20 protein-coding genes and 1 tRNA gene are annotated in these 25,108 nt (G+C 41.4%); 13 read left to right on the top strand and 8 right to left on the bottom strand.

What is annotated here, in order from left to right; genetic code table 11:
- Nucleotides 1–12: 12 nt before the first annotated feature.
- The 5 genes from M1D52_RS00100 to M1D52_RS00120 all read left to right on the top strand — a co-directional run bounded on the left by M1D52_RS00100 (nt 13) and on the right by M1D52_RS00120 (nt 5,314).
- Nucleotides 13–1,446 (top strand): RagB/SusD family nutrient uptake outer membrane protein, encoded by a 1,434-nt coding sequence (locus tag M1D52_RS00100; RefSeq protein WP_437394120.1) that lies wholly within the window; start codon nt 13–15, stop codon nt 1,444–1,446.
- Between the two features lie 38 nt (nt 1,447–1,484).
- Nucleotides 1,485–3,137: an FAD-dependent oxidoreductase gene (locus M1D52_RS00105; protein ID WP_437394119.1), complete on the top strand. Its 1,653-nt coding sequence runs from the start codon at nt 1,485–1,487 to the stop codon at nt 3,135–3,137.
- Nucleotides 3,138–3,267: 130 nt separating this feature from the next.
- Nucleotides 3,268–3,786 carry a DinB family protein gene (locus tag M1D52_RS00110; protein WP_437361334.1) on the top strand — a complete coding sequence of 173 codons (519 nt, stop codon included), beginning with the start codon at nt 3,268–3,270 and terminating at the stop codon, nt 3,784–3,786.
- Between the two features lie 32 nt (nt 3,787–3,818).
- Entirely contained in the window at nt 3,819–4,601 is a 783-nt protein-coding gene (locus M1D52_RS00115; RefSeq protein WP_437394118.1) for a helix-turn-helix domain-containing protein, read from the top strand.
- An 86-nt stretch (nt 4,602–4,687) separates the two neighbouring features.
- The gene (locus M1D52_RS00120; RefSeq protein WP_130854655.1) at nt 4,688–5,314 is read left to right on the top strand and encodes an NAD(P)-dependent oxidoreductase; all 627 of its coding nucleotides are present in this window, start codon (nt 4,688–4,690) and stop codon (nt 5,312–5,314) included.
- Here the strand turns inward: M1D52_RS00120 and M1D52_RS00125 are convergent.
- Both M1D52_RS00125 and M1D52_RS00130 read right to left on the bottom strand, forming a co-directional pair.
- On the bottom strand, nt 5,307–5,813 hold the full coding sequence (locus M1D52_RS00125) for a hypothetical protein (protein WP_013664565.1): 507 nt from the start codon (nt 5,811–5,813) through the stop codon (nt 5,307–5,309). The two genes, M1D52_RS00120 and M1D52_RS00125, sit on opposite strands and share 8 nt — an antisense overlap.
- 9 nt (nt 5,814–5,822) lie before the next feature.
- Nucleotides 5,823–6,404 carry a hypothetical protein gene (locus M1D52_RS00130; protein WP_437394117.1) on the bottom strand — a complete coding sequence of 194 codons (582 nt, stop codon included), beginning with the start codon at nt 6,402–6,404 and terminating at the stop codon, nt 5,823–5,825.
- A gap of 180 nt (nt 6,405–6,584) precedes the next feature.
- Between M1D52_RS00130 and M1D52_RS00135 the strand changes: the two genes are divergently transcribed.
- Nucleotides 6,585–6,658, top strand: a tRNA-Pro gene (locus M1D52_RS00135).
- Between the two features lie 228 nt (nt 6,659–6,886).
- Here the strand turns inward: M1D52_RS00135 and M1D52_RS00140 are convergent.
- From M1D52_RS00140 to M1D52_RS00155, 4 genes are all read right to left on the bottom strand, one after another.
- A complete protein-coding gene (locus tag M1D52_RS00140) occupies nt 6,887–8,395 on the bottom strand; it encodes a choice-of-anchor I family protein (RefSeq protein ID WP_437394116.1) in 1,509 nt (502 codons plus the stop codon).
- Between the two features lie 171 nt (nt 8,396–8,566).
- On the bottom strand, nt 8,567–10,087 hold the full coding sequence (locus tag M1D52_RS00145) for a RagB/SusD family nutrient uptake outer membrane protein (RefSeq protein ID WP_437394115.1): 1,521 nt from the start codon (nt 10,085–10,087) through the stop codon (nt 8,567–8,569).
- A 10-nt stretch (nt 10,088–10,097) separates the two neighbouring features.
- The gene (locus M1D52_RS00150) at nt 10,098–13,397 is read right to left on the bottom strand and encodes a SusC/RagA family TonB-linked outer membrane protein (protein WP_437394114.1); all 3,300 of its coding nucleotides are present in this window, start codon (nt 13,395–13,397) and stop codon (nt 10,098–10,100) included.
- Between the two features lie 172 nt (nt 13,398–13,569).
- Nucleotides 13,570–14,142, bottom strand: a complete 573-nt coding sequence (locus M1D52_RS00155) for a 4'-phosphopantetheinyl transferase family protein (protein ID WP_437394113.1) — start codon at nt 14,140–14,142, stop codon at nt 13,570–13,572.
- A gap of 41 nt (nt 14,143–14,183) precedes the next feature.
- Between M1D52_RS00155 and M1D52_RS00160 the strand changes: the two genes are divergently transcribed.
- Nucleotides 14,184–15,482, top strand: a complete 1,299-nt coding sequence (locus M1D52_RS00160) for a cytochrome P450 (protein ID WP_437394112.1) — start codon at nt 14,184–14,186, stop codon at nt 15,480–15,482.
- A 44-nt stretch (nt 15,483–15,526) separates the two neighbouring features.
- Nucleotides 15,527–17,458, top strand: a complete 1,932-nt coding sequence (locus tag M1D52_RS00165; protein ID WP_437394111.1) for a non-ribosomal peptide synthetase — start codon at nt 15,527–15,529, stop codon at nt 17,456–17,458.
- 1 nt (nt 17,459) lies between these two features.
- Here the strand turns inward: M1D52_RS00165 and M1D52_RS00170 are convergent, their stop codons facing one another.
- Both M1D52_RS00170 and def read right to left on the bottom strand, forming a co-directional pair.
- Nucleotides 17,460–18,314, bottom strand: a complete 855-nt coding sequence (locus M1D52_RS00170) for a lysophospholipid acyltransferase family protein (RefSeq protein WP_437394110.1) — start codon at nt 18,312–18,314, stop codon at nt 17,460–17,462.
- Between the two features lie 103 nt (nt 18,315–18,417).
- Entirely contained in the window at nt 18,418–18,987 is a 570-nt protein-coding gene (gene def, locus M1D52_RS00175) for a peptide deformylase (RefSeq protein WP_437394109.1), read from the bottom strand.
- Between the two features lie 120 nt (nt 18,988–19,107).
- Between def and M1D52_RS00180 the strand changes: the two genes are divergently transcribed.
- The 5 genes from M1D52_RS00180 (at nt 19,108) to M1D52_RS00200 (ending at nt 25,094) form a co-directional block, all read left to right on the top strand.
- A complete protein-coding gene (locus M1D52_RS00180) occupies nt 19,108–19,938 on the top strand; it encodes a helix-turn-helix domain-containing protein (RefSeq protein ID WP_437394108.1) in 831 nt (276 codons plus the stop codon).
- A gap of 179 nt (nt 19,939–20,117) precedes the next feature.
- Entirely contained in the window at nt 20,118–21,158 is a 1,041-nt protein-coding gene (locus M1D52_RS00185) for a fatty acid desaturase family protein (protein ID WP_437361362.1), read from the top strand.
- Nucleotides 21,159–21,168: 10 nt separating this feature from the next.
- Nucleotides 21,169–22,161 (top strand): SMP-30/gluconolactonase/LRE family protein, encoded by a 993-nt coding sequence (locus M1D52_RS00190; protein WP_437394107.1) that lies wholly within the window; start codon nt 21,169–21,171, stop codon nt 22,159–22,161.
- Nucleotides 22,140–23,708 carry an alpha,alpha-trehalase TreF gene (treF, locus tag M1D52_RS00195; protein WP_437394204.1) on the top strand — a complete coding sequence of 523 codons (1,569 nt, stop codon included), beginning with the start codon at nt 22,140–22,142 and terminating at the stop codon, nt 23,706–23,708. The genes M1D52_RS00190 and treF overlap by 22 nt, the downstream gene beginning before the upstream one ends.
- 39 nt (nt 23,709–23,747) lie before the next feature.
- Entirely contained in the window at nt 23,748–25,094 is a 1,347-nt protein-coding gene (locus M1D52_RS00200) for a deoxyguanosinetriphosphate triphosphohydrolase (RefSeq protein WP_013664544.1), read from the top strand.
- Nucleotides 25,095–25,108 lie beyond the last annotated feature (14 nt).

A 25,108-nucleotide genomic window follows, 5' to 3' on the forward strand; every position in this document is an offset into this window, starting at 1 on the left:
AAAGAGATCAACATGAAGAATTTAATAATAGGACTTGTAGGGTTGTTTGTTTTTTCGGCTTGCTCGGATGCCTTGACGGAGAAACCCAAATCACAAGCAGAAGACAATTTTTATAATACAACGGCCGAAGTAAAAGCGGCTGTCAATGCAATTTACCGGCCTATGCGGGAAGGGGATGCTTTTGGATTGAATTATCCCGCTCAGCTGGAGGGATTACCTGATTATGGATACTCAAGAGGTTCGCAAGCAGTGGTCAGTACCTATCAAGGATTAGATAACACGAATATCAATCGAGTATCTGTTGTGTGGGACAAACTATATCGTTCCATTCGAAATGCTAATATTGTTATTTCGAAGGTGCCATTAGCTACTGAAGTAAGCGATGAAGAAAAAACGCTTTATATTGCTGAAGCGAAATACCTTCGCGCAATGATGTATTTTTCATTAGTTCGCTGCTTCGGAGGATTACCCATTCGAACGGAAGCTAATATTGATATCTCGGATGTTCCCCGATCATCGGTGGAAGAAGTGTTCAATTTAATACTGCAAGATGCAACGGATGCAGAGGCCGGGTTACCACCAACAGTTCAAGACCTTGGAAGGCCAACTCTATGGGCAGCGAAGACCTTGTTGACAGAAATTTATCTATATCAGCAAAAATGGGAGCAGGCCGCGGCTAAATCGGAAGAGGTGATTTCTTCGGAAAGATTTGCTTTGGTTGAAGTTTCCACGCCCGATGATTTTCAAAAGATATTCGGTCCTGATGTGGTGAATACACCGGAAGAGATCTTTTATTTGAAATTTAATAGACAGCAAGGTTTCGGGCTGGTCAGCTATGCCCACCGCAAAACTTCAGAATACAATTACTACGGGCCCGGAGGAGTTTATGCCCAATATACAGATTCGTTGAAAAACCCTTTCATAAAAAATTGGGATCATGCTGATCTGAGAAAAGAACACATCTTATACAATGTGGATGTCGGTCTAGGACCAACAACATGCTTGTTTAGAAAATTTAGGGACCCCGATGCAACGGCAGGTGCCGCGAATGACTACCCTTGGTACCGTTACGCAGATTTATTATTATTTCATGCGGAAGCGGAGGCTCGAGCGAAAGGTGCTCCTACCGATGCCGCCATAGAAAGTCTAAACAAAATACATAGACGTGCTTATGGTTATCCATCAACGGTTGCATCGGCGATAGACTTTAAGATTCAGGATTTTAATCTCGATTCTTTTTTGGATAAAGTGATTGAAGAAAGGGGATACGAAACCATGTATGAAGGGAAACGTTGGCTGGACTTGGTGAGGCTTGGTATAGCGAAACAGCGTATCTTGGAAGTTAAAGGGATTACCGTTGCGGATAAAGTGATGCTATGGCCACTTCCAAATTCGGAGATATTATACAACAAAGCAATGGAAAGCGAACAGAATCCCGGTTATTAAGAGGAAAACTTAATTTTAAAATATATAGACACCCTATTATGAAAAAGACACTATTCAAGATTTATCTGCTATTAGCAATAATTGGTTGCAGTTCTAAAAAGCAATATTATGAGGAAGCAGATATTATTATTTACGGCGGCACTTCTGCCGCCATTACTGCTGCGGTGCAAGCAAAGAAATCGGGTAAGTCGGTTATCGTTGTTTCTCCCGATACGCACTTAGGTGGCCTGTCTTCTGGCGGCCTAGGTTTTACCGACACAGGAGATAAGTCGGTTATTGGAGGCTTAGCCCGAGATTTTTATCATCGTGTTTATATGGCTTATCAGGACAGTGCTACATGGCGCTGGCAAAAGCAAGCGGAATACGGTAATAAAGGTCAGGGAACTCCGGCAATTGACGGTAATGCCCGCACCATGTGGATTTTTGAACCACATGTAGCCGAACAAATTTTCGAAAACTACGTAAAGGAATTCGATTTGGACGTGCGTAGGGACGAATGGCTTGATCGTGAGAAAGGGGTAGCGATGGAAGACGGCAAAATAGTGTCCATTACAACACTTGCTGGCAAGACCTTTCGTGGTAAAATGTTTATTGATGCAACCTATGAAGGAGATTTAATGGCTGCTGCAGGGGTAAGCTACCACGTGGGGCGCGAAGCCAACAGCCAATATGGCGAAAAATGGAATGGCGTACAAACAGGCATGCTACATCATGGACATTACTTCAAGTCGAACATCAGTCCCTATAAAGTTCCAGGCGATTCAACAAGCGGCTTGCTCTTTGGTGTATCGAACGCCGATCCCGGTAAATATGGTGAAGGTGATAACAAAGTACAAGCCTATTGCTTCCGTATGTGTTTGAGTAATCACCCGGATAACCGTGTTCCTTTCCCTAAACCGGCCAATTATAATGCGGATAATTACGAGTTATTAGCACGGGTTTATGCTGCCGGCTGGCGAGAAACATTCCAAAAATATGATCCCATACCGAACCGGAAAACCGATACCAATAATCATGGTCCTTTCAGTACCGATTTTATTGGTATGAATTACGATTATCCGGATGCTAGTTATGAACGGCGTAAAGAGATTATCAAGGAGCATACCGATTATCAACAGGGTCTTATGTATTTCTTGGCAAACGACTCGCGCGTACCGGAAGATGTACGTCAAGAAATGGCACAGTGGGGGCTAGCCAAAGATGAATTTAAAGACAATGGAGGCTGGCCACATCAGATTTATGTACGGGAAGCACGAAGGATGATCGGTACCTATGTGATGACAGAGCATGATACCTTTAGTGAGCGCGAAATAAAAGATCCGGTAGGTATGGGGTCCTATGCCTTAGATTCGCATAATGTACAACGGTATGTGAAACCGGATGGTTTTGTTCAAAATGAAGGGGATATTGGTGTATCTCCAAAAAAAGGACCCTATCAGATTGCGTATGGGGCTCTTACGCCCAAAAAAGAAGAATGTAGCAATTTATTGGTGCCGGTTTGTGTATCAAGTTCACACATCGCCTTCGGGAGTATACGCATGGAACCCGTATTTATGATTCTTGGTCAAAGCGCATCCTTGGCCGCATCTTTAGCTATTGATAAAGGGATCGATGTACAGGAAGTCGCCTATGCCGATCTGGAAAAGCAACTAAAGCAAGAAAAGCAGGTATTGGAGAAGCCGGCTAAATAATATAAAACGAAAAGTACGCATTAATGCGTACTTTTCATTCGTCGCATTTTACGTCGCATTTGTCGTAATCCTTCCCCGTTTGACGGTATAAACTTTCGTAAGTTTGTATTGGTCAGTATTGAAAATTATCATGAAAAGCAAACATCAGGAACTTGAGAATCTTTTTGAACAAGTTATGGCAGAAATGCTAGAGTTATTCGACTCAATGACGGAGCAACAGATGAATCGATGCTTGGTTATCGGAAAATGGACACCGGGTCAATTGGGTCTGCATTTGTACAAATCTTATGCTTCGATCTATACGATGAAAGGGACGACCATAGAGGCGAACAGACCAATTGATTTAAACCTACCACTGATAAAGAGTGTTCTTCTGAATTTCGAGAAGCAGTATCAAGCACCGCAGGAAGTGATGCCGTCCGCTGATCGGATCGTAAAGAAAAAACTGATGCACGGTCTTCAACAGCGCGTCGAACAACATCGCGAAGTATGGCAGCAAGAAGATGTATCACGCTTGTGCACAGATTTTGCTATCCCTCAATACGGCCCATTTACACGGTTGGAATGGTTGGGTTTTAATACGTATCATACCTTGCGACACCTGCAACAACTGACAGAGCAATTAGCCTCTTCCACACGCAGCATATGATTTAGCATTTCTTTCCTATATTCGCTTAGGTTATGGATCATCAAAAACTGCGAGCACCTGAATGTATATCCTTATTTGTAAAAGATATCTGGATATATAAAGAAGATACCGTCAATGGGCAAGTCAACTTACCCTTCTTTGCCGATGGTTATCCGGGGCTCCTTTTTCAACAGACAAAAGAGGGCTTACTTATTAAGCCACATGGGAAATTGATGCCCCTATCTTTTTTGTATGGACAGACAATCCAACCGATTGAAATGCAGCTAACCGGGCCATACTTGCTTATTATATTTCGGCTTTATCCCTTTGTTTTCAAAAGTTTCTTTAATGTCGACCCGCAATCCATTAATGATGGCTGCTATGATTTAACGTCTTTTCGTGAAATAGATATCGCCTCGTTTAACGATAGATTGTTAGCTTATCGCACAGTGGACGAAAAAATAGAAGCCATTACGCAGCTTCTATCTTCATTGTTAGCACAAAAAAAGCAAAAGCTTGACTTAAAGATTAAACAAGCAATTGAGCGGATTATTCAAACGAACGGACAGGAAAGTATTCATGCAATTGCCTCTGCACTATATATCCATGGTAGGACCCTTGAAAGGCGCTTCATAAAAGAAACAGGCCTATCACCAAAGCAATTTGCCAAGATTATTCAATTTCAGGCGTCTTTTTCTCAACTAGCGCTCAAAGATTTTAAAAAGATGAATGAAATTGTTTATGAAAATGGCTTTGCCGATCAGTCGCACTTCATTCGCGTATTTAAGGCATTTACCGGCGAAACCCCACGAGTTTTCTCTCAACGGACGGACTAGCTTTTGTCGTTTTTTTTCTATTTCTCAGACAGAGATACGCAGAAATTCGTGATATCATTTTGTGTTAAATTTAAAAAGGAATTATCATGAATTTAATTGTATTCGGATCTACCGGAAGTATAGGTACACTTATCGTAAAGCAGGCCCTTCAAGAAGGCCATCGCGTAACAGCCTTTACCAGAAGCCCTGAAAAGTTGCAAGCGCCGGCATCTCCACTATTGCACATTTTCAAGGGAGACCTAACAGATAAAACAGCGATACAAGAAGCGGTTAAAAACCAGGAAGCCGTGTTATGCGCAATAGGCGATGGAAATAAAGGGAGTATCCGAGCAATCGGTACCAAAAATATAATTGACGCCATGAAGCAGGAAGGGATAAAGCGATTAATCTGTGAAACGACTCTTGGCCTTGGGGATAGTGCCGGAAACCTCAATTTTTTTTGGAAATACGTTATGTTTGGTATGCTTCTTAAAAAGGCTTTCAAAGATCATCAATTACAAGAGCAGCATTTAGTAGGCAGCGATTTAGATTATACAATTGTACGGCCTTCGGCTTTTACCGCGGGCGAGCGAACAGATCGTTATAAGATCGGCTTTGATAGCAAAGCAAAAGGACTGTCCTTGAAAATTTCTCGGGCGGACGTAGCCGGTTTTATGCTAAAACAGGTGACAAGCAATGAGTATATCAGGAAAGCCGTGAGTATATCTAATTAGATATACTCACAACGGATTTGTTTTTTTGTCGAAGATTTTTATCGTTGTTGAGTTGGAAAGGATCTGTGCTCACAGGATGGCTAAACGATTCTACAGGTATAGTTAAAGAAGGATTCTGTTTTAGCTTCTGAGATTTGCTAATATTGATTTTTTTGTTGTGTCTAGGCGGAAAATATTGCTCATCGGAATCTTTACTATCGGAAAAAGGATGATTATCCTCTTTTTCTGAAGCAAGGGGCAAGGCAATGGTACTAACCGTGCCGTTGGCGTTAATGACGGATGAACCTGCAATTACGGAATGTGAACCGTCTGCGTTAACGATGATAGAACCATGAACAGTTGATACCGAACCGTTGGAGCTGATAATTGTGGATCCATTTTGTATGGAAATGGTTCCGTCTTGATTAACGATAACACCTTGAGCAAAGGAACTGAGGGTAAGAAGGGTCAGTCCGCTTAGTAGTAACCATATTTTTATGGATGTAAAGCGCTGCTTCATAAAAATTCGCTAATTGAAGAGAACACGTACGTTCTCCTGTCCATTACCATTAATTGACTTTATTTTACCTGCACGATGTTCACCATCAAATCGATCGTAATAATCAATTTCAACCAAGCCGATCGATTTTAATTTTCCTTTTTTTTCATTTCCACTGAATTGATCGTAATAGGTGACAGGTTGATGGCCGATCGATTTTATTTTGCCCTGAAATATGCCGTCAAAGCGGCCATAATAGTCGATTTGTATATCACCTATTTGTTTTACTTTTCCCCTTTTGGCTTCGTCATCGAAATTGTCGTAATAATCTATATGAACATTTCCGATTGATTTCATTTTTCCTATCTTTTCTTTGTTATCAAATTGATCATAATAATCGAAAGATACGGTCTCCTCCTCCACATGATTCCAAGTATTGATAAGCTGGCCATTTCCGTTTAGATCAACCTGCAATTCGGGATAGAATACGCGAAAGTAGGCAATGCCATTGCTTGGATTCAGACGAACAGCGAGTTGAGGTTTTGTTTGGGCGATCGTCGATCGAACAAAAGCAACGAAACAAATCAGTATAATATAGATGAGTTTTCTCATAGATAGCTTTTTTTATTAGAGGTTTTCGGGTTGTTAAGGTTTAAATATGCTTGCAAATTCTTAGCATATGTAAACTTGTTAAACTGGCTAGACCATGAGAGAACAGGCTTTGCTAGACACTGTTTTTTTTAGACTATTGACAGATTTAGATCATTTCTCTAAGTTTTTTCTGTGAGTATTCGGGATGTAGCGCAGGCCGGTAGCGCGCTTCGTTCGGGACGAAGAGGTCGCAGGTTCGAATCCTGTCATCCCGACGGCCAAAAGGTGCTTGCAGAGCAAAGTTCGAGGTTCATTTACTAGATTCAAGCTTATTTGAAAACACGGTAAATGGATCTTGGACTAAGTAGAGGGTACGAAAGCTTTTTGGGTATTCTCCCTCTTAAGAATCACTGAGTTCAGTGAGATAATCTTATCCATGCTGCATGCGAGAGAAAGAATAAGGCCTTCGTTTTGATCGGAAGGCCTCCGAGTTGAAAATTATTCTATATAGTATTAGGCGTATATACTTTTAGCACGCCATCTTCTTCACTACTCACTATTAACAAACTTTTCTTCGTTGGGCTGTCGGCCGCGGAAACGAACAAAACACCTTCCGGTGCGTCACCGGTTTTAAAGATTTGTAAAAAAGTTGGCGCGCTCGGATTCGTTACATCATAAACAGCAATGGCATCAGCCCTTTCCATACCGATGAAAGCAATATCCTTATTTCCCACCCTTCCAAGGGTGATACCTTCAGGTTCTACGCCTTTATCATCGCTGCGGTCGTCATCGTAATAGCCAGCAGCATTAGCTTTTACCTCCAATTCGTTTTTACTATCATAGACCATTTCGCCGGTCGTGCCATTCCATACACTAAAAGAACGTGCACCCAAAGAATAAAGGGCTTCGTATAAGCCATCCTTGTTGCTATCTCCCAATGTGGTAGTAACATTCAAACGACCAAGTTGCGCATCCTGTTTAAGCTCCTGCTCGTTTGGAAATACAGCAGGATCGAGACTCATATTTTTTATTCGTTTGAGTTCTTCTATTGCATCGTATTCCCGCGCGTCGCCTTCATTAACCGTAAATAAAAATGGAATGCTTCCCGTCTGCAACACAGCAATGGCGTCGGGCATGTAGATTCCTTTCACCGGCCAGGGATTAAACGCGACAGTACCATCTTCATTGGACGGGTCTATTGCGTTTGCTTCAACATTGTAATCTTTAAAACCTAAGGGGAATATATTCGTGGCCGTTTTAGTCGCCAAATCAATTTTGGCAATGGCATTGTTTTCTTGTAAGGTCACCCAAGCCGTTTTTGAGTCCGGTGAAATGGTGATGTATTCTGGTTCTATGTCTTGCGCAAAAGAAGCCCCGGGACCGAAAATGCGAAATCCTTTTTGTTGCAAAGCCGCTTGCTCCGATTCAAAACGGCTAAAATCTACATTGACAACCTGATAATTATCCTTCACACTAATAATAGACACCGAACCGACGGGATCAAGGCTATAATCGGAATTGGGTTCACCTTCGTTAGCTGTAAGAATATAATTGCCATCAGGGCTGAATGTCACCATATCAGGCAAAGGGCCGGTGCTTACGGTTTTTATTTCTGAATAATCGTTGGTATTATATACCGTTACCCTACCTGGTTGTTGTTTGTCGGGCGATTCAATGGCCGCAGCCAACAAGCCGTTCTTTACGGAAACACTATTTACCGCGCCGCTGTTAGTTGGAATAGAATGAATGATAGTCATCTTGGAAGGGTCAGCTATATCAATGACATCAATCTTATTTGTTTCGCTATTGTTTACAACAAATAATCGTTGCATTGAAGGGTCATAGGCACTGATTTCTGCAGCGCCCGTATCGCCGATATCCAAAGTGCCGATTTCGGTAAATGAAGCAGGATCTTCTTGCTGATCGGGCTCGTTTCCATTTGCATCGTCATCTTTAGAACAGGCATTTAGCATTAAAACGATAGCAAAAGGGAGTAAATGTTTAAATTTCATAATTGTATCACGGCGTTATTAAAACTAGGCAAGAGTAAAGAAGAGAGATGAACCTACTGTTAACATAGCGTTGCTAAATTGTTGCGATAACTAAAACGGCTGATAAATGGAGAAGTCTCCTATGCTTCTTAGCGAAAACAAGGAGACTTCTTTTAAGATGGGTCAATGTGTTTAGTACCCAGGGTTTTGATACATTTTTTCCGGATCCAGTTGATATTCATCGTAAGGAATTGGAAAATACCGGTCTTTGGTACCGATGTTATTCAAATTAGCCAAACCGTAATCACTTTGGTTTTTGGATTTAAAATAAGCAACTAGTTCTTCGGCAGTATAATTTCGGATCAAATCGAACCAGCGATGGTTTTCAAAAGCCAGTTCTACACGACGTTCGTGCAGAATGGCTTCTTTTAAGGTTGGATACTTTGTGGCATAAGCCGTATTTCGCATGGCCTCCTGATAGGAAGGCATGCCAGCGCGTGCTCTAACCTGATTCAATAAAACGATCGCTTCGCTATCTTTACCTAATTTCATTTTAGCCTCCGCCAGTAATAACATGATGTCGGCATAGCGGATCACGATCCAATCATTTCCACCCCAGCCTTGTGCACCAGCTGCCGGACTGGTATCTCTAAATTTAGTAATAAACCAATCGCTTACTTGCGGATCCGCGGCAAATTTCACAGAGAAGTCTTTTCTGAGGTCGCCTTGTTCGTAATCATTCACTAAATCACGTTTAGCCATACCTCCCGATCCTGTAGATGGTTTTAAGGAGTTGATGGTCTCTCCTTTTGCTTGATTATTGCGTGCAATAGCAGAGGAATAATTTTGATCACCTTGTAGGTATTGAATCTGGAAGACCAACTCCTTACAGGTGTTTTTCTTATTTACATCAAATACATCGGTATAGGGAATCTCTTGTAATTCGCCAAAACTGCGCATGTCGTAGGCCGCCGAAAGATAAGCCTCTGCCTGTTGAAGATTTGCTTGCGGATTTTCGCTCAAGGTAGATCCCATAGTTAAGTAGACTTGGCCAAGCAGCGCATTGATAGCCGCTTTGGAAACCCTTCCAACGGCGTAATCCCATTGCTCATCGGGCAAGTTGCTGTCCAAAGCCTCGGTTAGGTCTTTTATAATCTGTCCATATACTATACGTTCCTCTTGTCGATAGGCAATTGCCGATACTTCATCCGTTGTTGTAGGAGGAACTGTTGTTAAAGGAATAGCACCCCATTTCCGCACCATATGGAAATATAGAAGTGCGCGGATAAATTTAGCTTCGGCCATATAGCGTTTTTTGGTGTCTTCATTTGAAAAAGACACTCCATCAATATGAGCCAGTAAGGTGTTGCATCGGGCAATTCCATCATACATGTTTACCCAATGCGTTTTTAGATAAGAATTGCTCGGGAGCAAGGAAAAATCATTGAACTGAAAAGGTTCGCCCGAGTTGGACTGATTATCGTTAGTTCCGGTATTATCCGAACGTTGTTCACTATAGAGGCTGCTGGTTTCCCCAATGGTATTTCCACTGCGGAGCGCCTGGTATAAACCATTAACAGCCAATAATACATCGTTCTCTGTTTTAAAATAGTCATCTATTAATGTTGCATTCGGATCTTTTTGATCCAGAAAGTCTTTACTGCAAGAGCCTAATGTCATGATCGCAATAGGCAAGATATATTTCCACTTCATGGTGTGCTATTTAAAAAGTTACTTTTAATCCCAAGTTATAAGAGCGAACCAACGGATATAGGCCATAATCTACTCCAGGTGTTAGGTTGGTGGCATTTTTACCGTTATTATAATCAGGCTCCGGATTATAACCTTTGTAATCCGTAATCGTAAATGGATTATCTACACTGGCAAAGAATCGAGCACCGGATATTTTTAAAGAAGAAATCCATCTCTCCGGGAAGGTAAAGCCAACCATGATATTGGTCATTCTCAAGTACGATCCATCTTGCAGATAGAAATCAGATAAACGCGTGCTATTACTCTGGGTGCCTGCTCTGGATGCTCGGTATACCTTTCCGTTGCCGGGACTTGCTGCTGAACGCCAGCGTTGATCAACATCGGCATATTGATTACCGGATCCCTCCATATTGTAGAGGTAATAATCATAGCCATCAAGAATTTTATTTCCCTGAGAGCCATTAAAAGACGCCCTTAAGTCGAATTTTTTATAACGTGCACTAATAGCAAAACCATAAGTGAAATCGGGATAAGGACTACCGATAATCTGTTTATCACTATCGTTGACGATACCATCACCGTTGATGTCTTCAAAGTAAAGATCGCCCGGATGCATCGGATTCGATTGAGCCGCAGAAGGAGCCACCTGTTGGTAATTTTCCTCGTTCGCTACACCGAGTACTTTGAACCCCCAGAACATACCAACGGGCTGACCCTCCTGGGTAACGTGGGTGATATAAGAACGTTCTGCACCGTTCACATAGATGGTAGAAGCTCCTCCTAAATCCAACACCTTATTCCGGTTTACGTTAATGTTTCCGCTGAACGAAAGATTAAAATCCTGTTTTTGAATGAGCGCGGCATCAACCTGAAAATCAAAACCCTTGTTCTGCACCTTACTGTCTTTCAAATTGGTTAAGATAGAAGAGGTTCCTGATACTGCCGAAATGGGTTGATTAAATAGCAGGTTATACGAGCGACTTAGGTAAACGTTTGCTAAGAAGTTCACACGGCCATTCAGAATGCCCACATCCAAGCCGGCATTGTATTGCGAAGTAGACTCCCAACTCAAGTTCGGGTCCTTTAAATCGTCGGGCCAATAAGCTGTTGCCACTTGACCGCCTATAATCGCCCCTCCCGGCGCATTATAAGTCGTTAAGGCTTCGTAGTCGCCAATGTTATTATTTCCACTCAAGCCCCAGCTTGCTCTAACTTTTACTGACGACCCCATACCTAACCAGTCATTATAAAAGTCTTCGTTCGAGAGTGTCCAACCTCCCGATACAGATGGAAAATAGCCCCATTTATTATTAGGACCAAAACGAGAAGAACCATCTGCACGGAAAGTTCCCTGTAAAAAGTATTTCGACTTATAATTGTAACTTACCCGGCTGAAATAGGATTGTAGTGTAGTACGTTGTTTATAAGCCTTTTCTAACCAAAAGTTTGTTGGTGCGGCTCCTTTATCCGTGATTTCACCAATGGCATCGCTTTGAAAACCATTAGCCCTTACCGAAGTGAAATCTACATCTGTTTGCTGTGCGGAATAACCGATCAACGCGTCGAGGTTATGATCGCCGAAAGATCTTTTATAATTTAAGGTCGCTTCTCCCAGTATATCCAGATCGCCTTGGTTATCTGCCTGTGCATAGGCCGCATTAATGGCCTGTGGCGAATATGGAGCATAGTTACCATCGCTTAGGCTGGTCGGTTTATAATAATCGTATTTTTCGTTATACGTTGTTACGCCACCATTTACTCTTAGCCGAAGACCCTCGATAATGTCAAAATTAGCAAAGGCATTATACAAAGACCGGCGCTCCTTGCGATTATCTTTCACCATGGAAACATAAGCAAGTGGATTTTCAGGATTCTGAATACCATAATTTTGCGCAGAAAGTTCTGCCATCTGGTATTGAATGGGATTACCCTTTTCATCCCGCGCCGGAAGGTAAGGCAGGTAAAGCAGGGCTGCCATGGACGGACTTTGGTTGTAACGACCGGTACCAACTTCATTGTTATCATTATAAGTAAAGGCAATATTCGCTCCTACTTGTAATCTTTTGCTGATCTGTGCATCAATATTACTGCGAAAGTTGAAGAGCGTTTGGTCGGTACCAAGCATAATGCCATCTTGCTTTTGATAAGATCCGCTGACATAATAATGAACTTTTTCGCTACCTCCGTAAAACGATAAATTATGTCGTTGAAAAGGCGCATTGCGATAGAGTTCGTCCTGCCAATCGGTATCGTATTGAGGCGCTTTGGCCTTTCCTGTTGAAAAATCATATATATCGGCAGGAATCTGTACGGATCCTGCATTTCCAACTAGTTTCACCCGCGTAGCATTATCATCCAATAGCATATTGTCTGACCAGGTTTTACCCGAGTTGATTACCAAGTCTTTATAGGCGTTGTTACGTCCATCGATCAATAAGTCAATGAACTGAGAGGCATTTAGGAGGTCTACTTTCTTTGAAAGTTGACCAAAGCCGGCTTGCACATCGTAATCAACATGACTGGTGCCTTCTTTTCCTCTCTTAGTCGTAATCAAAATAACACCACCGGCTCCGCGAGATCCATAAATAGCGGCAGAGGCAGCATCTTTAAGTACGTCTATGGATTCAATGTCGTTGGGATTAATGTTGATATTGTTGCCGGCAGGATATCCATCAATGACATATAAAGGATCCGAGCTGGCATTGATAGACCCAATACCTCTTACTCTGATCCGAGTACTGTTATAGGGTGCTCCACTGGTTTGGGAAACCTGCACACCGGCCAATTTACCTACTAACGCTTGGCCAAGCTTTGGCGCTGTTAGGTTTAATTCGTCACTCTTCACGCTCGAAATCGCGCCCGTTACATCCGATTTCCTGACCCGTTGATAACCAATGGAAACAGTCACTTCTTCCAATTCATTGGCACTGGCATTCAAACTTACTATTAACGGAGTATTTCCTTCTTCTACAAGAACTTCTTTGGTTTCGTAGCCAATATAGGTAAAAACCAAAGTTGCCCCTACCGGTGCATTCAAAGAAAAATTACCGCTACCATCGGTTGTTGTACCGTTTGAAGATTTGTTTTTCTCTCTTATGCTTACCCCGGGAATAGGCACTTGCCGATCATCAGTAACGGTTCCTTTTACGGTTTGCTGGATTGCTGCAACCGGTTGCTTTTCTTTTAACGACCTCCCTGTCATTGCCATGGAAGGACTCGCAGCGAGACTGCAAAGTAGCATAAGCCCTGCTTTAGTAGGCAAAGGTCCTCGCTTCTTTAGTAGACTGCTAAATCGTTTTTGTAAATACATATCAAATTGCGTTGTACATTAAGTTAGGTGTAGTTTTTACACTTACGCAGGCAAAGTTGATATTTAGGTGTTATATTGATGTTAGGTGTATATTAAGTTAAGGCTGTTGCTTTTTCTTTTTTAACATGGAAAGATTGTGGCCGCAAAAAAGAGGATATAATTACGGAAGCATTTACCGTATTAAGGAGCATTTGGCGGCGTAGTATTCAGGAAGCACCTCTATCTCCTGCAAGAGGAAGGCATAATCTGCAAAAGTTCCTTTGTTCGCTGAGTCCCATATTATGTCTTGACAGTAATTCATATCACCCCAGCCAAACATTTTGAGGACTGCTTCCTGGTGCACCCAAGCCTTTATCCAATTTTCGACACCGGTGAAGAAAAGTAGTTTTTTATTAAGGTGTATTTCGGGGATGATAGGCGAACGGGCTTGGCGATGCTCAATATCAAGCCCCAAGGAATGATCACCTAAACCTACTAACACCATTCCGCAGGCATGTGCTATGGAAATATGTAAATTTTTATCCCTAAAATAGGGTTTCCCCTCAGCGGTATACATAATATCCTGAATTTGGCACTGACTGTCAATTTTACGTAATAAATCTGACAACAATTTGAGTCCTAGTAGCGACTCCAGTTTTCTGTCCGTATTTTTAGTTTTAAATATCAAATGATTTGACGGGAAAAATCGGCTATAGGGGAGTAATATTTCCCTGTCGTATTCATGAATATGTGCATATTTTTCCATAAGGCTTCGTAAAAATAAGCTTTTAAATTAAACGGTAGATCATGGACCTGCTAACAGATAAAAATATTCCTTTTGGTCCCAAAGAGGCATCGGAAGTCGAGGAAGGGCCTCAGGCCTTATCGAACATCTTGAATTTATTTCATCAATACGGCGATATATATAAGATTTACTCTGAAAGACGGAATAATTATACCTATGTAATTTCTGATCCTGAAATGGTGAAGCATGTTTTGATCACCAATAACAGAAATTACGAAAAAGGCGTCGGCATAGACCGAGTAAAGATCTTATTGGGCAATGGGATCATGGTAAGTGAAGGCGATTATTGGAAAAGACAGCGACGGATGATACAACCCGCATTTCACAAACGAGTGATAGCCAAACTGACTGATGATATTGCGCAAGCCAACGAAACGATGTTATCGAACTGGTTGACCGGCAACAAAGAGATAAACCTAACAGCAGAATTGAGTTCGGTAACTTTGCGCATCGTACTACAGGCATTATTTTCAGTTGATTTTCAACAATTGGAAAAACGCGAAGGAGTAAATCCCTTTGCGCTGCTCACCGAAGTTCACGAACGTAATCTCGTATTTGCCATGAAATTTAGGGCTTTGGCGAAAACCATTCAAGAGATTATCAATCTTCGACGCAAGGAACATCGGGTTGAAGAGGATTTTCTTTCTATGATTATGGAAGCTAAAAATGACGAAGGACAAGGAATGTCTGATAGGGAAATTATAGATGAAATGATGACCTTAATTGTTGCCGGTCACGAGACGACAGCCAGTGCGTTGACCTGGGCTTGGTACTTATTACATAAGCATCCGGAGGTTTATGCGAGAGCGAAACAGGAAGCCTTGCAAGTGCGAAACGTCCATTTGGGATTTCATCATTTAGAGCAGCTACCCTATATTAGGCAGGTTATTGAGGAAACCATGCGACTTTATCCACCCGGGTGGCTTCTTACCAGACGCGCTATGCAGGACGATGTCATTGGTGGATATCATGTGCCTCCGAAAACCGATATATTCATATCTCCATATGTTATCCACCGACATCCTAGGTATTGGGAACAACCGGACCTATTTAATCCCGAACGCTTTGATGCTTCTTACCGAAGGGAAAGACATCGCTTTGAGTATTTTCCTTTTTCGGGGGGGCCACGTCAATGTATTGGCGATTTTTTTGCTCTGGTAGAGATGCAGTTGCACCTCGCCTTGATTCTTCGCACTACAGATATGGAAATTTTGGTGGATGAGCCAATAAGCATGGAAGCTCAAATAAATTTAAGACCTGATAAGCCCCTCTTTGCCCGATTGATAAACCCAAGGAACTAATGCCGGAGCTATTATCATTCCCTGTTGAAATAGAATTTTTTTAAATGAAGACACTTGTAGATACGATTATAAGTAATAAAGGACCAAATGCACGTATACACTTTATCCGAGGTGCAGAGGAAGAGTTTGCCCTGTCATATGAAACATTAAAGCAGCGGGCATTGGGCTTACGCGCCTTTTTGCACGGCCAGGGTGTGACCCAAGGCGATGAGATCATCTTATTGAGCCAACGGAATGAGGCATTCATAGAGGGTTTTTGGGCCGCCGTATTGGGCGGTAATCCGGCCATTCCGCTTGCTTTCGGAATTTCCGATGAACATAAATGGAAGCTCTTTCGGATATGGCAACAATTGCAGTCCCCGTGGTTACTCTTAGATGCAACACAAAAGGAACGATTGGAAAAATTTGTTGCTCTAAATGGTTTGAACAGCCTTTGGCAAAGTGTTCAGAAGAAAAGTATTGTGATTGAAGAAATACCGCCCTTAACTGTCGCTGACGACTTTATTGCTGTAGAAGAAACTGATACGGCAATTATTCAGTTTTCATCTGGCACAACCAGCTCGCCTAAGGGGATTGTTCTAAGCCACAAAAATATATTAACCAATATTCGTGGGATTATCAAGGGTATGGCGATGACGGAGGCGGATAGTACATTTAGTTGGATGCCGCTCACACACGATATGGGACTTATCGGTTTTCATCTAACCCCTTTCGTGCAGGGTGTAGATCAGTATTTAATGCCCACGGATTTATTTATCAGAAGACCGTGGCTGTGGTTTCAGAAAATCAGTCAAGTGCGTAGTACCGTTACTTGCTCTCCTAACTTTGGTTATCAACATTATTTGAGTGCTTTGGAGAGAAACCAATCACAAGATGCCTTAGCCCTCAATCACGTTCGTCTAATATTTAATGGTGCAGAGCCCATTGCGGTCCCTTTAGTGCAGCAATTTTTAAAAAAAATGCAGATTTATGGACTTAACGATACGGCGATGTTCACCGTTTATGGATTGGCTGAAGCGAGCTTGGCTGTCGCTTTTCCCGAACCGGGTAAACGTTTTCGTTATGTAACGCTTGATCGAGAGCGGCTGCAAATGAATACACAAGTGCAATATACAGAGAATGGCGTTTCATTTGCTGTCGAGGGAAAGCCTATTGCCGGTTGTTTTGTTCGAATTGTAGGGCCCGATCAGTCAATTCTGTCGGCTAATCATATTGGTAAAATCGAGATAAAAGGCGAGAACGTAACGAAAGGTTATTTGAAGCAGGAAGAGCTCAATCGCGAAGTTTTCCACGAAGATTGGCTAGATACGGGAGATCTGGGCTTTCTTACGACCGATGGGGAGTTGGTCGTTACGGGAAGATGGAAAGACATTATCTTCGTAAATGGACAGAACTATTATCCTCATGACCTTGAGCAAATATTACAAAGCAAAGGCGTAACGGGAGCAGGGAGAGTCGCTGTAACTAGTGTGAGGGGAGAGGGTGAGGAACGGGATAAAATATTGGTTTTTATACTATATAAGGGGAGGCTGCCGGATTTTGTTCCGATCATCAATGCTGTAAAGGGAGTGGTAAGTGAGCAACTTGGAATTGAAGTGCAGGAGGTCCTTCCGATAAACCAATTACCGAAAACGACGAGCGGAAAAATTCAACGATACCAATTAAGTAGTAGATATCAGCAGGGGGATTTTAATCAGGTGATTCAAGAGCTTTTAGAATTGAGCGCTATGGATGACAAAGGCCAACAGGGAGTGAGCACAATAGAGAAAACCTTAAAAGGAATCTGTGACGGACTATTAGCCAATAAACGAATCGACTTAGATGAAAATATTTTCGAAATTGGTACCACTTCATTGGTGCTTGCACAGATTCACCAGCAGATCGAAGAGATTTACCCGGGGAAAGTGGAAGTGACCGACTTTTTTGATTATCCAACTATTCGGCAACTAGCAAGCTATATAAATGGGAAAAAATGACCTATTCGTAAGCGCCGCGCGCATACTTCCATCTTTTATGCGTCCATAGCCAATTATCGGGATGCTCTTTAAGGAGCTCCTCAACCTTCTCGATATAGGTTGGCATGATTTCCTTTTTGAGATAGTCATAAGGAGGATCGGCTATTTTCTCTATGGAAACAGTGTACCGGCCTCTTCCAATTTTGCGTGTTCTCAGGAAGAAGACCGGAAGCTTGGTAAACTTGGGCAGCGATTCCGCTCCCGGGTAAAAAGCGGTTTCTTGCTGCAAAAAATGCGCCCAATACTTGTCTGTTACATGTTGAGGGGGGCGTTGATCTGCCACCATGGCAATAATCCGCTTCTTTTTGATTCGCTTGATAAGTGTCGGTAAGGCCTCGTCTTTCGGGATAGGTAAACCACCAAAGCGGCTTCGTATGGCAAGCAACAGCGATTCTACCCGCTTATTGTTAACAGGCATGTATATGGCATCGATGGGCGTTTCAAAGGCAAGGCAACCGGATAAAAGTACCCACTCCCAATTGAATTGATGAGCTGTTAAGACGATAACCGATTTATCTTGATCAAGATATTCACGAATGCTTGCGGTGTTTCTAAAATCGACACGCTTTCTAAGTTGGGCCTCGGAAAGATTAGACGCTTTTAACGTTTCTACTAACCAGTCAGCCATGTGTTTATAAAATTTCCTCGCAATCTTGCTTAGTTCTTTCCGTTCTTTATCCGGGAATGCTTTGGAAAGGTTGTCGAATACTACCTTGCGACGATATTTGACTATACTGAACGCGATAAAGGCTAAGCAATCAGATAAAAGATATAGTACCGAAAGCGGTAGTTTTTTAAGGATATTCAAAAGAAACATATGCGCTCAGATTTAGAAGGAAGCTCCTTACACCCATAATTTTTGTTGAAATTAGGGTAAATACCAATACCTTCGGTAAGGGAATCGTCATAAAACACCGATGTTAATAACGCATGGGATAGCCGGGATTTATACGACCATTTCGGATTTTGTTCAATTTTTTATTTATCATTAGTTTCTGCAATTCGCTTAGATAGTCAATCGGTAATTTTCCAAGTATATGGTCATATTCATGTTGTATGATTCGTGCCGTTCTGCCATAAAAATAATCGGTATGTAGTTGAAAGTTTTCATCCAAATAGGTCATTTTAATCCAAGAGAATCTTTTTACCGGGAAGCTAATGCCAGGTATACTCAGACAACCCTCCTCATCCAGTTCCATTTCGTCGGAATGGGCCATGATTTTCGGATTGATAAAAGCTTGCCGTATGCCTGGGTAGTCTTTTTGCGCCATATCCTCGGTATTAACGCTGGAAAAGCTAATGCGACTATCGACTACAAAAAGTTGTATGTTTTCATTGACTTGTGGTGCTGCCAAGCCTACACCCTCGGCATTATCCAGGGTTTGCCAGAGATTTTTTATGAAAGAGTTTAAATCCGGATATGATGGGGAAACAGTTAGACAGGCTTTTCTTAAGTTTGTAGCCCCATATGCTAAAATTGGTAATATCATCTTTTTCTTTACAAAATTACTTGGGTTGGCCGCATAGTGATAGTAAAAAATAGACAATTCTCAGATCGTACACTATGGATAGTTTTAAAGGAAAACCAGTATCTTTGTAGCGATATGCCCGTGGAGTTACTTAGACATATAACTTACAGCAATCAAAGGGAGGCATTTAAAAAACTACTCCCATCTGCCGATTTAACTAAATTTATCGATTCCTATGTTATCTTCGAGTCGATAAATTTGGAGGATTGTGTAGCGCTAAGTGATGGCGTGCCCACGCTGGTATTTCTTTCCAATCCGGATATAAACGTAACGTTCACCAACAAAGAAAGTTCGATAAATATAGTTGGAGCATGGTGCTGCGGTCAAAACTTAAAACAGGTAAAAATCACTTGTAATAGGCAGATCGATCAACTATTAATCATCCGCTTTCAGGCCGATGCCTTACAGCAACTTGAAGCAAAAACCAATAACAATCTTCGAGGAGCAAAAGCCTTCCCTTTAGATTCTTTATTCGGTAAACCGGCCAAAAACCTATTGGATCTCATGTATACAACGAGCGATATCCAGGCTAAAATTGGATTTTTTGAACAGTTTATTAGAAGGCATTTAACTGTGAAGCAAGGACAAAATGGTATTTTGCGAGAAGCCATGAAATATATCGGCATGCATCATGGTAATATTTCAATACAGGAAGTATCGAAGCGGGTGGGAACAAATTATAAATGGTTAGAGCGGAACTTTCATCAATGTATTGGGATAAGTCCAAAGGAATATGCGCGGACACAGCGTATTTTACGAACCTGCAACTATTTTGAGGAAGGAGAGGATAAGCTCTTATCAATCGCACTTAAAAGTGGCTTTTATGATGAGAATCATTTGTTGAAAGATTTTAAGAATTTTTTTGGTGAGAGTCCGTCGTCTTATTGGAAGAGGAATAGAAAAGAAAGCTGAGTCTTGCTTATGTAAAAATAAAAATCGCTAGAAATTAGCTAGAACTAAATCGTCTCATTTTTGTAGTGAGATAGAATCAATGAACATTTTTGTCGAACCAAGCGATTACTTTGAGAAATATGGAAAAACTTATAAAACCTACATTTAAAAAAGCTTCAGCTGACGATTTTTTTAAAAAAATGCAGAAAGAAGTACATGAAAACATTCTTAAAAATCCGCGTATACAAACAGGAAATATTATTAAGTCCTTTTTTTTATTATTTGGTTTTTTAGGAAGTTATGTAGGGATATTGGTTTTTGGCCATACCAAAGGAGGTCTTTTTTTCTTTTATATATTGGCGGGTCTGTTTATGATTGTATTATTTGTAAATGCCTTTCACGATGCCGCTCATAATGCTGTCTTCAGAAACCCTAAATACAACAAATGGTTTACCTACGTGCTCGAACTTTTCGGCAGCAATAGCTTTATCTGGAAAAAGAGGCATCTGGTTTTACACCATCCGTATGCGAATATACAACACTGGGATATCGATATTAAACAGAGTGACTTAGCACGTATATTCCCATCCAGCCCGTTTTTTAACTATCATAAATATCAACATATTTATATGTTTTTATTATATCCCTTTTACACCCTTAATTGGCTTTTTATAAGAGATTTTAAAGATTTTTTCGGAACGAAGGACAATTACTTAAAACGGGTAGTTACCATCCCGAAAATTGAATATATCAAATTATTTGCCTGTAAGATTTTTAACCTGTTTTATTTGCTGTTTGTGCCGATGCTGGTTTTACAGCAACCATGGTATATGGTTTTGTTGGCCTGGTTTGCGATGCACTTATCGGGAAGCGCATTAGGTGTAATAGCCTTGCTATCAACCCATGTTGATGAACACGCACACTTTCCGATGCCTCCCGAAGACGGGAAAATGCAAACAACGTGGGCGGAACATCAGATGCGTGTAACAAAGGATTTTAGTGCCGATAGTATGTTGGCCAATTTCCTCTTTGGCGGCTTTACGCACCATGTAGCGCATCACCTATTTCCAGGGGTTGCACACACCTATTATCCTTATATCACGCGGGTAATTCGTAGATATGCAGCTGAATATGGTTTGCCTTATCACTGTTACCCGTTCTGGAAGGCGATAGCATCGCATTTCCGGCTGTTACAAAAAAACGGAAGAGAAGAAAACTTATTTAGGACAGGGGAGTTATAGAAGAAACCACATGCTAAAATTTTTCACCATAATAGCGCTTACAGGATTGTTCTCTTGCGGCAACGATGTTAAAAATCGACCTACTAAGAAAATAGAAGCCAATATCGAAAGAATCCATACGGATCTGGACAAATTAATTAATGTCGGGGCTGATTTGGAGATCATTGCTGAAGGGTTCACATGGGTGGAAGGGCCTTTGTGGGTAGAAGAAGCAGCAATGCTTTTGTTTTCCGATATTCCACCCAATAAGGTTTTTAAATGGACGGAACAAGGGGGCTTAGCATTATATTTGGAACCTTCCGGATATACAAGTAACAGGGCAAGAGGAGGAGAAGTCGGATCAAATGGCTTGCTATTGGACCGCCGGGGAAATTTAGTTCTTTGCCAGCATGGTGATCGGCGGATAGCCCGTATGGACGCTTTATTAAGTCATCCCGAAGCTAAATATACCACGCTTGCCGCCAAATGGAAGGGGAAAAAATTGAACAGTCCGAATGATATTGTAGAGCGAAGTAACGGAGATTTATTCTTTACTGACCCGCCTTATGGATTGAATGATCAACATATTGAACAACAGGAGTTGGATTTCTGCGGGGTCTATAAACTAGATACGATGGGTCGCTTAAGCCTGTTGATCGACAGCATCCACAGGCCTAACGGAATCGCTTTTAGCCCCAATGAAAATAGGTTATATGTCGGTAATTCGGACAATCAAAAGCCGATGCTCTATGCTTTTGACATTACTCCCGATGATTCCCTGAAGTCGGCCGGGATTGTTTTCGATTTTAGCAAATTTGGTGGCGGGCCCGATGGCTTTAAAGTAGATAAAAATGGAAATATTTTCGCTAGCGGCCCTGGAGGAATTTGGATCTTCAACAGTTCGTATGAATTGATAGGAAAAATACATATAAAGCAACGTGTTTCCAATTGCTGCTTAGCGGACAATGATAAAATCCTGTATATTACAGCTAGTAATCAGGTATTGCGTTTGCGCATGCGTTAAGAGAAAGTAATAGCAAGTCACATCGGAAGGAGCAAAAAATAACGGGCATGTCCACCACAGAACATTGTTTAACTCCAGATCAAATTTATGGCGATTTGTTTAAGGAAGTCCAGTTGCAACGGATATTCGCCGATAATAAAACATTTGTAGACGCTATTCCGAAAGAAACACCGGAAGTGATTTTACAACGCTTTCGAATTCAGAGGCAGATAAAAGACTTTTCATTAATCGATTTTGTAAAAGCAAATTTTGAACTCCCACAGCCTCACGACGTTCAGTATTACAGTGATGCGAATACCCCAATTGTTGAGCATATAGAAAAATTATGGTCGGTTCTGAGAAGAGAACCCGATAAAGTGATTCCCGGAAATTCATTGTTGCCACTTCCTTTTCCCTATATCGTTCCCGGTGGCCGTTTCAATGAGATCTACTACTGGGACTCCTACTTTACCATGCTAGGCTTACAAGAAAGTGGCGAGTATGAGATGATTGAAAATATGGTAAAGAATTTCGCTTTTATGATCGACCGCTATGGACACATTCCAAATGGCAATAGAAGTTACTTTTTAAGCCGATCGCAGCCGCCCTATTTTTCACTTATGCTGGATTTATTGGCAGAAATAAAAGGCGAAGCAGTGTACCGGGATTACCTCGGAACTTTGTTAAAAGAATATGCTTATTGGATGGACAAAACCCAAAAGGCCAAACATGTAGTGGAAATGTCGGATGGGCAATTCTTAAATCGGTATTATGACCAGTTAAATATTGCCCGTCAAGAGTCGTACTATGAAGACGCTCATTTAACTGTTGTTGCGGAAAAGAAAGATTCCCGTTTATTTCGCGACATCCGCTCGGGTGCCGAAAGCGGTTGGGATTTCAGTTCGAGATGGATGGTAGATGGCAAAGACCTGCACACCATTGAGACAACGAGAATTATACCCATCGACTTGAACTGTCTTTTGTATCATCTGGAAAGGACGATTGAAAAGAGTTATAAACTTTTGGATGATAAAGGTAAGGCAATCAAATATAAACGGATTGCTAAATATAGAAAGCAAGCTATCCATCAATATTGCTATAATAAACGCGACGGTTGGTATTATGATTATAATATTCGGACTGATTCCTTGTCAAAAGAAACTACAATTGCAGGTTTTACGCCCTTCTTTATTGGTATTGCACCGCAAAAAGGAATAAAGAAAGCGGTCGAGATGATTCGTAAAAATTTTCTAAAGAGTGGCGGAATTATCACGTCGCTCAAAATCTCAGGCCAACAGTGGGATGCACCCAACGGTTGGGCGCCCTTGCAATGGATGGTAGTAAAAGGTTTGCAAAATTATCGTCAATTTGATTTGGCTTCAAATGTCGCCAAACGATGGATCGCATTAAATACCAAAGTTTACCAACAAACAGGAAAGATGATGGAGAAATATAACGTGATTGATGCCCATGTAGAGGCTGGAGGTGGAGAATATCCTGCTCAGGATGGTTTTGGTTGGAGTAATGGGGTGCTGCTTAAATTTATAAAGATGTACGGAGAGTTTTGATTAAACAATTAAGCCTTATCTTTGTGGCAAACTTGAAGAATGGACTGGAAACAACTACTTTCTGCAAAACGCTGGGGATACGAACATCGGGAAATAAAAAATCAAGATATCGCGAGATCGGAATTCCAACGAGATTATGATCGATTGATCTTTTCTTCGCCCTTTAGGCGTCTTCAGAACAAAACACAAGTGTTTCCTTTACCAGGGAGTGTTTTTGTCCATAACCGGCTGACACATAGTTTAGAAGTCGCCAGTGTTGGACGATCACTGGGCAGAATTTTCTATACCAAAAAGAAAGAAGTGTTTTCAGCGCTGGATGAACAGTACCCTTATTTACAAGAAATAGGAAATATCGTTTCCAGCGCCTGCTTAGCACATGATATGGGAAATCCTGCCTTTGGGCATTCGGGAGAAGCGGCTATTTCTCATTATTTTTTAAGTGGAGATGGCTTGAAGTATAAAGAGCAAGTGACAGCTGCTGAGTGGCAAGACCTCACTCACTTTGAGGGAAACGCAAATGCATTGCGCATTTTAACGCATCAATTTAACGGGAAAGAAGCCGGCGGCTTTGCATTAACCTATAGTACTTTAGCGGCAATTGTAAAGTATCCATGTGCAGCGATTGATGGAAACGTTAAAGGAAGAGGCCTCCATCGAAAAAAATATGGATATTTTCAACCTGAAAAAGAATCGTTTATTAAAATAGCCAAAGAACTTGGTATGGAACAAGATGAATCCTGCCAAGAAGTGTATAAACGTCATCCTTTGGTTTATCTGGTAGAGGCTGCTGACGATATTTGCTATAATATCATTGATGTTGAGGACGCTCATCGGTTAGGCATACTCTCTGCTGTCGAAGTGGAAGAATTGCTGATTCCGTTAACAAATGACGGAAATATAAAAAAGCGGCTGGCAGATATAAATGATGTTGATAGTCGCGTGAGCTTGTTAAGAGCAAAAGCTATTAGCACCTTGATCCAGGAATGTTCTCATGTCTTTTTTGCAAAAGAGCACGAAGTTTTGTCCGGTAATTTTGAATCCTCTTTGATCGACAATATTTCGAGTCACTTGAAAGAGGTTATGAAAACCATTGAACGAATTTCAATTGATAAAATTTATAACGCACCGGCGGTTGTGCAAATTGAGGTTGCAGGTTATAAGGTAATGAGCGGTTTACTGGAAGAGTTTGTACCCGCTTATCTCAACCACGCCTCATCTTACGACAAGAAAGTGGCCGCGCTGATTCCTAACCAATATAAACGGGAAGAAAGATCTACCTACGGAAAAATACGATCGGTATTAGATTTTGTTTCCAGTATGACAGATTTATACGCAGTAGAACTATTTCGAAAAATAAAAGGTATTTCTTTTCCGTCGCTCGATTAAACATCACCCGCGGT

Source organism: Olivibacter sp. SA151 (assembly GCF_054130995.1).

Coding starts and splice junctions, on each gene's coding strand:
- M1D52_RS00170 (WP_437394110.1), bottom strand. CDS start 18,314: ATGTTTCTTTTGAATATCCTTAAAAAACTACCGCTTTCGGTACTATAT.
- def (WP_437394109.1), bottom strand. CDS start 18,987: ATGATATTACCAATTTTAGCATATGGGGCTACAAACTTAAGAAAAGCC.
- M1D52_RS00115 (WP_437394118.1), top strand. CDS start 3,819: ATGGATCATCAAAAACTGCGAGCACCTGAATGTATATCCTTATTTGTA.
- M1D52_RS00130 (WP_437394117.1), bottom strand. CDS start 6,404: ATGAGAAAACTCATCTATATTATACTGATTTGTTTCGTTGCTTTTGTT.
- M1D52_RS00140 (WP_437394116.1), bottom strand. CDS start 8,395: ATGAAATTTAAACATTTACTCCCTTTTGCTATCGTTTTAATGCTAAAT.
- M1D52_RS00105 (WP_437394119.1), top strand. CDS start 1,485: ATGAAAAAGACACTATTCAAGATTTATCTGCTATTAGCAATAATTGGT.
- M1D52_RS00155 (WP_437394113.1), bottom strand. CDS start 14,142: ATGGAAAAATATGCACATATTCATGAATACGACAGGGAAATATTACTC.
- M1D52_RS00110 (WP_437361334.1), top strand. CDS start 3,268: ATGAAAAGCAAACATCAGGAACTTGAGAATCTTTTTGAACAAGTTATG.
- M1D52_RS00100 (WP_437394120.1), top strand. CDS start 13: ATGAAGAATTTAATAATAGGACTTGTAGGGTTGTTTGTTTTTTCGGCT.
- M1D52_RS00160 (WP_437394112.1), top strand. CDS start 14,184: ATGGACCTGCTAACAGATAAAAATATTCCTTTTGGTCCCAAAGAGGCA.
- M1D52_RS00150 (WP_437394114.1), bottom strand. CDS start 13,397: ATGTATTTACAAAAACGATTTAGCAGTCTACTAAAGAAGCGAGGACCT.
- M1D52_RS00125 (WP_013664565.1), bottom strand. CDS start 5,813: ATGAAGCAGCGCTTTACATCCATAAAAATATGGTTACTACTAAGCGGA.
- M1D52_RS00185 (WP_437361362.1), top strand. CDS start 20,118: ATGCAGAAAGAAGTACATGAAAACATTCTTAAAAATCCGCGTATACAA.
- M1D52_RS00190 (WP_437394107.1), top strand. CDS start 21,169: ATGCTAAAATTTTTCACCATAATAGCGCTTACAGGATTGTTCTCTTGC.
- M1D52_RS00200 (WP_013664544.1), top strand. CDS start 23,748: ATGGACTGGAAACAACTACTTTCTGCAAAACGCTGGGGATACGAACAT.
- M1D52_RS00145 (WP_437394115.1), bottom strand. CDS start 10,087: ATGAAGTGGAAATATATCTTGCCTATTGCGATCATGACATTAGGCTCT.
- M1D52_RS00165 (WP_437394111.1), top strand. CDS start 15,527: ATGAAGACACTTGTAGATACGATTATAAGTAATAAAGGACCAAATGCA.
- M1D52_RS00120 (WP_130854655.1), top strand. CDS start 4,688: ATGAATTTAATTGTATTCGGATCTACCGGAAGTATAGGTACACTTATC.